Origin of the sequence: Vibrio owensii CAIM 1854 = LMG 25443 (assembly GCF_000817815.1) — a bacterium.
GTDB lineage: Bacteria > Pseudomonadota > Gammaproteobacteria > Enterobacterales > Vibrionaceae > Vibrio > Vibrio owensii.
This window is the reverse complement of record NZ_JPRD01000049.1, coordinates 82,444-92,930: the sequence shown is the minus strand read 5'-3', so window position 1 is coordinate 92,930 and position 10,487 is coordinate 82,444. Positions and strand designations below refer to the sequence as shown.

10 protein-coding genes are annotated in these 10,487 nt (G+C 45.0%); 2 read left to right on the top strand and 8 right to left on the bottom strand.

Annotation, left to right across the window (positions count from 1 at the left end):
• The first annotated feature begins 100 nt into the window (after positions 1-100).
• The gene (locus tag H735_RS23375) at positions 101-469 is read left to right on the top strand and encodes a hypothetical protein (protein WP_020198039.1); all 369 of its coding nucleotides are present in this window, start codon (positions 101-103) and stop codon (positions 467-469) included.
• A 62-nt stretch (positions 470-531) separates the two neighbouring features.
• Here the strand turns inward: H735_RS23375 and H735_RS23370 are convergent, their stop codons facing one another.
• The 7 genes from H735_RS23370 to H735_RS23340 form a co-directional block, all read right to left on the bottom strand.
• Positions 532-1,422 (bottom strand): sigma-70 family RNA polymerase sigma factor, encoded by an 891-nt coding sequence (locus H735_RS23370; RefSeq protein ID WP_027726858.1) that lies wholly within the window; start codon positions 1,420-1,422, stop codon positions 532-534.
• Positions 1,423-1,712: 290 nt separating this feature from the next.
• Positions 1,713-2,972, bottom strand: a complete 1,260-nt coding sequence (locus tag H735_RS23365; protein ID WP_027726859.1) for a hypothetical protein — start codon at positions 2,970-2,972, stop codon at positions 1,713-1,715.
• Positions 2,965-3,678: an ABC transporter ATP-binding protein gene (locus H735_RS23360; protein WP_009699547.1), complete on the bottom strand. Its 714-nt coding sequence runs from the start codon at positions 3,676-3,678 to the stop codon at positions 2,965-2,967. The genes H735_RS23365 and H735_RS23360 overlap by 8 nt, the downstream gene beginning before the upstream one ends.
• Entirely contained in the window at positions 3,678-4,913 is a 1,236-nt protein-coding gene (locus tag H735_RS23355; protein ID WP_020198042.1) for an ABC transporter permease, read from the bottom strand. Before H735_RS23355 ends, H735_RS23360 begins: the two co-directional genes overlap by 1 nt.
• Complete coding sequence (locus tag H735_RS23350) at positions 4,903-6,132, bottom strand: ABC transporter permease (RefSeq protein ID WP_020198043.1); 1,230 nt, start codon at positions 6,130-6,132, stop codon at positions 4,903-4,905. Before H735_RS23350 ends, H735_RS23355 begins: the two co-directional genes overlap by 11 nt.
• A gap of 66 nt (positions 6,133-6,198) precedes the next feature.
• Positions 6,199-6,945 carry an outer membrane lipoprotein-sorting protein gene (locus H735_RS23345; protein WP_020198044.1) on the bottom strand — a complete coding sequence of 249 codons (747 nt, stop codon included), beginning with the start codon at positions 6,943-6,945 and terminating at the stop codon, positions 6,199-6,201.
• 117 nt (positions 6,946-7,062) lie between these two features.
• A complete protein-coding gene (locus H735_RS23340; protein WP_020198045.1) occupies positions 7,063-8,505 on the bottom strand; it encodes a transporter substrate-binding domain-containing diguanylate cyclase in 1,443 nt (480 codons plus the stop codon).
• A gap of 363 nt (positions 8,506-8,868) precedes the next feature.
• Here H735_RS23340 and H735_RS23335 point away from each other — a divergent pair, with 363 nt between their 5' ends.
• Positions 8,869-10,032 (top strand): threonine/serine exporter family protein, encoded by a 1,164-nt coding sequence (locus H735_RS23335; protein WP_009704734.1) that lies wholly within the window; start codon positions 8,869-8,871, stop codon positions 10,030-10,032.
• Here the strand turns inward: H735_RS23335 and H735_RS23330 are convergent.
• Positions 10,029-10,295, bottom strand: a complete 267-nt coding sequence (locus H735_RS23330; protein WP_020198046.1) for an alternative ribosome-rescue factor A — start codon at positions 10,293-10,295, stop codon at positions 10,029-10,031. The genes H735_RS23335 and H735_RS23330 overlap by 4 nt on opposite strands.
• Positions 10,296-10,487 lie beyond the last annotated feature (192 nt).

The following is a 10,487-nucleotide window of genomic DNA, read 5'->3' as shown; positions in this document are numbered from 1 at the left end:
CGCTTATTCACAATTAACTCTTTAATCAGACAGATACAATTGACAAAGATATAAACCAGAGAGATGATTCGACCGAGATTTAGAGGTATTTAGGATTCAGATGTATACATTTGTTGCTGACAAATTGGATGTGGTTTATTTATCAGCGATACCGGAAAACCACGCATTACAGGACTTTGATGTGCCTGAAGAAGAACTCGAAATCCGCGAGATTGTCGAGGTGTGGTACGAGTGTGCATTTTTGCCTGATTTCAATCTCGAACAAATCGACATCGCAAACAAAGCGGAGTTAGTGGCAACACAAACTCAAGTGGTGAACAACTACACGAGCACTCTGGCTTTCTTACTCAAGAGCACAGTGTATCGAGCTGCCCTTAACCGCATGTTGAGTGTCTGGACACTCGAACCCTCCGCAAAAGCACAACTTGAGTTACTGCTTTTTGCCGAAGAACAAGCAAAGACCAACTGAGCAACACGCAGATAGAAAAAAGCCAGCAATGACGCTGGCTTTTTAGAAGCTATTTATCGGTATCAAACCCATCCATCAAACTGAAGACGTTTTTGTATTCGCTCTACCGCCTCTTTCTGCATTTGTCTCACGCGTTCATTAGAGACATTCAGTAAGTCCCCGACTTCAGCTAATGTTTTCACGTTATGTTCAAACAAGCCAAAGCGATGAATCAGCACTTGCTGTAACTTCACAGGCAATGTGTTCACAACATGTTCCAGTGCTTGAGTAAAGCAATGGTCTTCGCAATCTTGCTGTGGATCTGTTGTGTATTCGCTTTCGCACTGTTCGAGCACAAATGGCGCATGATTAAGGTCAACAGTTGTTGAAACATCGATAAAGCCACTCAACGCGACTAACTCATCAACACGCTCTACCTTTACACCTGAACAATGGGACAACTCTGAAATCGAAATGTCTTTGCTCATGGTTTTGCTCGCATCATGCTTTTTCGACGCAAGGCTATTTATCTCTTTACAAACGTGAGCAGGCAAACGCACCGTGCGACCGTTGTTCATTAATGCCGCTTCAATGTTTTCGCGAATCCACCACACTGCGTAAGTTGAAAAACGATAACCCGGCTCAGGATCATACTTGTCGATGGCTTTGATCAAGCCGATGTTGCCCTCTTCAATCAAATCAAGCAGCGTGAAGTTGTTGCCAGTACGCTTTAAGTAGCTTTTGGCAATCTTCACCACTAAGCGCAAATTAGATTCGATCATCACCTCGCGCGCTTCTTTGTCCCCCGCTCGATTGAGTTTGGCATAATGCAGTTCATCTTCTCGAGAGAGTAAATCAAGCCCCACGATGTCTTTTAGGTAATGTGCATAAGGATCTTTACCTGCAGAAAACGTTTCTTTCATTGGCATCTCATCCGTGACACCTCGGGACCTAGCAAAACACTCGTTGTTCATTTCCCCGTCCTTATCAGCCAACTTTACTGGTGTAGCTCTTTGGCTACTTTTCTCCGTGGCTCAATTAATATGCCACCCAACGAATAACATTCGTTTTACGTTGAGTGTAGACAAGGCTTTTTAGCTTTACCAAGAAATTGCATTTAATTTCATATCAACCCTGCACTCAACTGTCAAAGCGTGAGCGGGTTGGTATTTATGGATCAACATTCAGTATCGTATTTACATCAGAGTTGATAGAAGAGTTTCACTTACTAACAGTTAAATAAATTCACTTTTAAAACATACGTTTAAAAACTGTATTTAATATTAGCAAACAACAAAGTCGCAGGTACTTCGCCAAACAAACTGCCACTGCTACCGTTAAAGCTCTGGATTACCGTGAGCAACTGCCAGTCATTAGCGAGAGAGTAGTTACTTGATATCCCAAGGAAATAGGAATGATCGTCGTAGTAACTGGTTGAGAGCGTGACGCGGTTTAGAGGCGTTAAGTCAAAGCTCACATCGGCGTACCATGTGTTTCGTGTAAAGCTCAACGTTTTTGCATCGAGAGGAAGATTCAAATACGCCAATGCGCTCGATGCATCTTGCGGTTCAGAGATAAATAACCACGCAGCACGCCCCATCCAGCTGCGCTTGCCGCCAAAGCTGTAATCCGATTCAATACTGGCAACCGTGGTCTTTTTGGTCGGTTCACCCTCAAATTCTGGATCAATGGGATCAAACCACGTGAGCTCTCCACGAAAACCCGCATCAAACACATCCGTTGCAAAACCAGCGCCGAGTACGTAATCCATCCGAGCTCGTCCTGCAATAAACTGATAATCCCATCCCGATTGATTGGCGAAATAACGCAGTGAGGCACTGTCTTGTCCTGACTGACGAGCTGGTGAAAACACCAAATCAACCCCATCGGCAAAACCTAATTTTCTGCTCAGCATGACCGCATCCGTGCCTGCTCGCTCTTCATAGTCAAAATCGTAAATCGAATACGCATTGTAGATATCGTTTGGATTCCATATCGTATTCATCGACCAATTGATACGAAAGCGCCCTAGTTGCGCTCCCCAGTCATCTTGCTGCCAAGTGAGATATAGACGATCAAGCTGACTGTTAATGACCACATCATCTTCATGCCAGTTTTTGCTTAAATCCATGTAACCAGAGTCCAACGCGACCAAATCGGCATAGCCAGGAAAGTCGGTAGAATCGCCCCAAAGAGCTCGATTTCGTAGCCCAACATTTACACGCCAGCTAGAGGAAAAACGGTATTCAAAGTTAAGTCGATTGTGTATCAGGTTATCGAACGTATTATCAGTGCCATCAGGAACACTGTAGGTTGCCATGTATTTGATGTAACCATCCAAATCCCATGACTTTTGAGGCTCTAATCCGGGAACAGCAGATAAGGCAGAACCAGCCTGAAGACTAAGCAATGAAAGACTTAACGCCTTAGTAAACACTGCATATACTTTTGTTCTGGGCAAGTAAGTATTCAATCGGATAGCTTTAGTGCAAGTCGCAGACAAATGGGAAACAGCTCTATGCATGCGACCTCTCTGCGCGATTATCAATATTGCTGAAATCACGCGCCAAACGACCGTCTTCAAACACGATAATTCGGTGAGCACGTTTTATCACCCGCGGGTCATGGGTCGAGAAGATAAACGTCGTCCCCTCTTGTTCGCTAAGTTGCTCCATAATGTCGAGCAACTCCGCGGTGCTTTTGGCGTCTAGATTGGCAGTAGGTTCGTCCGCCATGACAAAACGAGGCTTTGGCGCTAAAGCACGAGCAACCGCAACACGCTGCTGTTGCCCACCGGACATCTTACCTGGCACCTTATTCATCTGTTCCGCCAATCCCACTTGTTCAAGTAAGGACGTCGCACGTTCACGACACTCTCGCTCGGTTTTACCTTGCAGCTGCATGACGAATTCCACATTCTCAAGCGCGGTTAACACAGGTAACAAACTGTAGTCTTGGAAGATGAAGCCTATATTATCGCGACGATAGGCAATCAGCTCTTTTTCTGACATCGATGAAATCATGCAACCATCGATTTCCACCTTGCCAGAGCTTGGGGCATCAATACCGCCAATCATGTTCAGCAACGTCGTTTTTCCCGAACCAGATGGTCCCATGATCGCAACAAATTCACCCTGCTTAATCTCCAAGTCTACCGACTGCACTGCGTGCACAGGGTAATCACCATCGGCGTTGTAAATCTTAGTTAGGTTTTGTAGTTTGATGGTCATTAGCTTTTCTCCGCCATGGCATCCACAGGTCGATGCTTCAAAATTTGTCGTGCGGGATACAGGGCTGCGATAAAGCTGGCAACAAAAATCGCGACAATGATCATTTGATATTCCGCTATTGATACCCGTGGATAAAGCAAGGTATCCACGCCATAAGCCCCTAGCCCTTCAGCCATACCAGCCAGCGACAATCCGGTAATACTCAGCACCTTGAGCATAATTACACTCCCGAGTAATCCAAGCGCACAACCGCTTAATCCGAGGAACAAGGTTTCAAAAACAATCAACAAGCGTATCTTGTGTTTTTGCATGCCGACAGCCATTAACACACCGAACTCTCGTGTGCGTTCAAACACCGACATCAACATGATATTGACGATGCCAAGAGTCATCGCCAGCACAAAAACCACCAGCATCACTTGGTTAGAAATATCCATCGTGCTCATCAGGGTAGAGAGCAAAGGTTGGATCTCCTGCCAAGGTCTCACACTGAGCAAGTCTTTACTTTCCGCCGGCAAAATAGAGTGAGTGAACGCCAGTAACTGCTTGAGCTCAGCATCGTTATTAGAAGTAAGGAGTATCGCAATTTCGTGCGTGCCACTCAGCCCCGCTACCTTTTCAAGATCCGCTTTTCGGACGTAAACATTCCCGTCATCAAATCTTGTCGATGGTGTTTTAAATATACCTCGAACACGAAATGCCGCCCCTGCAACCTCCCCGTTCACATCAGACAGAGTGAGTACCACTTTGGATCCGACACGTAGCTTTAATCGCTCTGCTATCTTGCTCGATACTAAAATCGGATTTCTGCCTTCTTCGCTCAGCCATTCTCCGTCGACAATGTGTTGTGAGAGTGGCGTGATATTTTGCTCTTGATCGATATTCACGCCATTGATGCGAATACCACGAGTGCTGCGCGCCGACGCTATCATGCCATCTGCTAGAAATCGCTCAGAAATGGCTTTCACTTCTCGGTTATCCGCCAGTACTATGCTTATCTTATCCGCATCGGGAATCACATCTTTTAGCTCTGGATTGACTAAGTAGGACTTTTGCTGGCTCTGCAAATGACTGGTTTGCCAAGAGATGGCGTTCTTAATCATGCTATCGACCAAGCCATTCATGAATCCCATCATGGCAACCACGCCCATCAAGCCAAATACCATGGCTCCGAGCATGATTGAGGTTCTCAACTTGTTGCGCCACAAGTTACGCCACGCCAACTTAACCAGCATGAGTACCTCCTTTTAACCCTGCCGCAATGGGCATTCGAAGCATGCGAACCATTGGATAAAGCAAACACAACAAAAGAATCAACAGCACGACGGCGATTTGATTGAGCATTAAGTGTGGATCGAGCGAAACGGGCACAATAGGTTCAAAACCACTTTCCCGCATGAGCTTGGCAGCATCGCCGGTAATTTCGATTGGATTAAAGTAGAAATACCCCAACACAGGAGCACTCACGATAAGCCCAATAATGATGCCAATAACGGACATAAACAGAGACTCTATCGTGAGCAGAAGGACGAGCTTGGAGCGCAGCATTCCGGTTGCCAGCATGACGGCGAACTCGCGCTGGCGTTCCAATGTCGTCATCAAGATTGTCGCGAACAAGCCAAAACCAACAATACCGTAGAGAATGTAAATCAAGAAAATACCGCCCGCTTTATCCAAGGCGATTTGTTGTGCCATCTCTGGCGACAGCTCCTTCCAATCTTTCACGGCGACATTTTTGCCATACTCGGCTTTAAGCTGTTCAACGGTATTAGGTAAGGCTCTTAAACTCTCCGTATTTAAAACCCATGCGGTGACTTGGTCATTCAATGAATACAGGTTTTGCGCAGTATCGAGCGGCATGTACACCAACTGAGAATCAAGCTGCTGCACAGGAAAATGAAGAATGCCCGAGATTTGATACAAACCTGCCGCGGTCTGTCCTCGATACCCGGCACCGTAAAGCACCAATTCATCGCCAACCTTGAGTTGCAAATAATTGGCTAAACCACCACCAACTAGCACTGATTTTTGCCCTGATTGGATGTAGCTTCCCTCAATCAATTTGTCGCTGATATTGGAGTACTGATTTTCAGCTTCAGGCTCAACGCCTAATACCATCACGCCTTTTGAGCGTTCGTCTTTTGCGGCTAAAGCAAAAGATTCCACCCGAGGTAATACAACATCAATATTGGGATTGTTTTTCACCGCCGAAATGAAGGTGTTGGTTTGCGGCAAAACATCATCAATGCTGGAAGAGTCACCAAACTCGGGGTTTTGCAGTTGAATCAGACCCGTATAAAACTTAGCGGCATTTTTGATATTGGACGTGTAACTGCCTTCTTGAAACGCTCGCGTAATAAGCGAAAGAAACAACACCAATGCCAACGCAGACGCCGTCAGTAGTGTCCTGCGCTTTTGTCGCCAGAGGTTTCGCCAAGCCAGTTTCACAAGCATTGATTCGCTTCCTTCCGTTGATGTTTGATTATCCGTTAATTCTTTCAACCGTTCATTTACCCAAACTTAGTCTCGCAGCGATTTCATCTGTTGCTGAGAGAAAAAACTGTCATCGATATCGAAATCAAACTGTGCTTGGTGAGTAATGAGTACGGTTTTGTTGTCTGGCTTATCAAGCGGCTGCATTTCCATTCTGGTAGCTAATTTTCTCCCGCCGAGCTCTTTCACGTCATAAGTCGTCATCACGTTCACTCGCTCATCAAACTCATCGTAGAATTCTACTTTGCGCTGTAGGTAGGTCGATTTGGAAATCCACAACGTTACTTTGCTCCAAACTACAGGAGCATCGGGCTTCGCAACCGCATCTATCACCCAAACCTTGTCGCCATCAAATACATCCTCACCTTTCAATTGGTGCTGATAATCGACCACGATAGAGGACTGGTTGATTAAGTCATCATTGGTGAAGTCAGAGCCCATCCACGATTGGCTCAACATAGATGGTGCAATTTTGATGACGCGTTCAATGCTCGGCACCCAATTCCACATTTCTCTTTGTCGTTTTAGAGAAGCGCTGCCCTTATCTTTGGCTGGCGCCGTAACTAACACCAAAGACAAATCCGTTCCTTTGGTCCAGCTCTTCATGGTCATCGACCGAGTCCAATCAGGACGAATGATCTCCATGGTCGATTCGGTATAACTGGAATCGCCGCGCATTGCTTGATCTGACTTTTGCACGATATCAAAAGCGCTTTCAGCCACAGCAGTAAATGAAATGGACCAACACAATAGAGATAACAAAGCAGTACGCATAACCGTCCTCGACACTGAAATCCAACACTATTCGCGTCAGAAATGACAATAAAAACAGGGAGTTCAAATCAGTATAGCAAGGAGAGGATGAAGGTCAGCGAGAGCTCGCTCAAAGTTTTACTGAGCTTTACGAAGTAATGGTTCCACTTTGTTTCTGTTGATGATTTGGAACACCGCGCGATTCTTGCCGCTGGCTTTTCCACGATACATAAGTTGATCAGCATCTTGCAGGCTTGGCGTCTCATCAAACTTAGGATAATACGCGCAACCAAGACTGATGCTCACATGAATGTTCTGACCATTTAATGGGATTGGCATTTGATTAACGTGAGTACAGATTTCACACGCCAGCGTTTGGGCTTCTTCTGCCGATAGTGACACACTCACCAACGCAAATTCCTCGCCGCCAATTCGAGCTAATGTCACCTTTTCATCGGTTACCGATTTCGCGGTATTCGCAACAGCAACGATTGCTTGATCTCCAGCTAAATGACCAAATTGATCATTGATGGATTTGAAGTCATCAATATCAAACACCATAACCGTCAGGTCTCTTTTTACTGTGCTTAATGTCGCCAACCTTTCAATCAAATGACGTCGGTTATAAAGCTTGGTAAGAGGGTCTGTTAGGGTCAACTCAAACAACTGTTGGTTGGCTAAAGTTAACTGCCGAGTTCGCAACGCCACCGTGCTTTTCAATGAAAAGATATGGAACATGGCGGCAATAACCAAAGCGAACACGGCCAAGGGCGCCAGATAGGCCGGATAAACAGTTTTGATATGAATCCAACGGCTGAGTATGCGATCCTTATCCGCTTCCATCACTCTCTCAAAGTTTCTGGAGATCTCATCAATCGATTTAGGGCTGCCCTCTCCCGAGGCAATTCGTAAGTTTTTGCTGTAAAGGTGAACGGCAGGTAAAAAAGCCACAGGCTCGGGTGTCGTGGCCATGTAAAAGTTTGACACTTGAGTGTCAGCAACAAAGAGGAAGACTTTCTTTTTTGCCACCGCATCTAACATTGCATCATTATTCGAATAGAGCTTTACCGCCGCGTTTGGGTAACGTTTACGAATAAAATGCTCTTCGAATCCACCACGAACTACGCCAATTTCCATCGCAGATTCGCCTTCAAGCACTGAGTTGATGTCCAAACCAAACACATCTTTATTCACGTAAAGCTGAGTATCAATCGGCATGATCACCGTACCAAAATTCAAGTACTGGCTTCGTGCTTCGGAATATATTAGCCCCGCATGAACGTCTGCACCCCCCTCCTTCACTGCGAGTAAAGACTCTTCCCAATCAAGCAGAAGGAATTTAACGTGCACATCATTGCGAACAGAGTACTCACGCCAAAAATCAATCAAAATGCCCTGTGGCTCGCCGTCTGGAGTAAGATAAGAGAATGGTTTCCAAGCTTTGGAATTGGCAACAATCAAAGAGCCTTGTTTGGTCTCATGACTTTGGGATGCTGCGCTATAAAACACACTCACGATCATCAGAGCGATGCCAAATGTTGCGCTTTTCCAACCATAAGTACTATAACGTATGAGAGCCATACCTACTTCTCGCCAACCTATCCGAAAGTATTATCTAAGACTTAATTCGAACTAAAGGTATAGCAGAGCTTTTAATGATGGGAAGTGACTCTTATTGATATGAATCTAAATTAGTACCTTTGTGCTGCAAAACGGTACTTTATTACCATAATATTTTATTAATCCATCGCGAATTATTATGAAATTTATATGGATAAAAGTGCGATAAATACATTCTGCTTTCTTAGGTTTTATCATTGCGCGCAAAAACACCTGACACAGCCCACAAAATCACATAAAAAAAGTAATGATTATTCGCTCGATAAGAATCACTTTGTTAACTTACGCGCAATTTTTTTGTGACCCGAAATTTTCGCTTTCGCCATGCCTTCTCAATATAGAATTAACAAAATCGTCGAAATTGGCGATACGCTGCATCGTAGTGGCTGTGCGCCTTACAAAGTAGAGAAATACACTCAACACTACGCGCAAAAACATGGCGTAGATGTGATGATTCAAGCTACACCCACCGCGATCAACTATCAATTTCCTGATGACAACAACGCTGTCGTCCTCAAGCGCCTTAAACCGGCATCAATTAATCTCAGCTTGCTCGCGAATACCATCATCCGTATCAACCAACCGAGTAGCGAACCCGTTCCTGAACCTGCTGGTTATCCGTCGTGGGTTATCGCGTTGGCAAACATGGGCATTCCGCCCGCTTACTTGATGCTGGTTGGCAGCACCTTAGAGGCGGTCGGCTTTGCTTTTATTCTCGGTTTTATGGTCTGGGGATGTCAGCAAGTTTGCCGAGCGAGACGTGCAATTGCGGTTGAGTTTATCGCAGCTTTGTTCACTGGCATTATTGTCGCTTATCTATCTAGCACTGGACTTCCAATCCCTGTTTGGGCGCTATGTATCGCGACGATTGTCTTATTCGTGCCCGGCCTCTCCATCGCTAACTCACTCGAATGTTTGGCGTTTAATGATTTGGTTTCGGGCACTAGCTTATTGGGGCAATGCGCTCTCACGCTGATCAAACTGTTTGTTGGTATCACCATGGGGCTGAACATTGGCGAAGCGATTTGGGGACAAGCTCAGTCTATTGCTTACACCAATGAAATTCCGATTTGGATGCACATTAGTGGCTTGTTCTTAATTTCAGCATGTCTTGGTGTGATTTTTAACGCTCGCCCTATCGATATCCTACTTGGACTTCCTGTCGCGATGCTGGGGATGTGGGGGCCATTCTATCTCGGCTTCGAAAGTGGCTGGGTGGTTGGAACTTGGGTAACGACTGTTCTGATTACACTTTACGGCACATGGATTGCAAAAAAGATGGAGCTGACCGGTTCTATCTACATTGTTCAAGGCATCATTATCCTGGTTCCGGGCAGTCGCGTCTTGGTCAGTGCAAGTCAGTCGGTATTTGAACAATCGATCCTTCCGATTCCGAGTATTGGTCTATCAGCACTGTTTATGTTCTCAGCCATCGTTGCAGGACAAATTACAGCCTACTCGATTTACTCGCCAAAAATAGAACGCTAGAACACCGCTTCGGCATTACCTTCAGACAAGAAAAAAGCCCTATTCAAAATCCACTTTAGTGAGAACTTTGAATAGGGCTCTTTGCCTCTATGCTTCGCTTTCCGGTTGAAGCTGCCTTTGCCTTTTTTGGCTTTCACAACTCGCGTTCTAAACAGTTGACTGGTGACGACCGCTTTAAGTGCGTTGTCTTTGATTTCCCCTCTGCCAAACTCGGTATCTTGATTCAATTCATTTGGCTGAGGATTGAGTTTTTTCTTTCCCATAGATCCTCCGTAATGGTCGAACCAGATTGGACAATAATTAGATAAAATAGTCAAATTTGTAGAATTATTTTCATTTTATTCTTCAAAAACTTCACATCAACGTCATTTATTTGAAATTTCATCAAAAAAACACTGTATAAAAAGTGACTAGATACAAATATTTGCCTTTGATAGAGCAATAAATGTTGACTA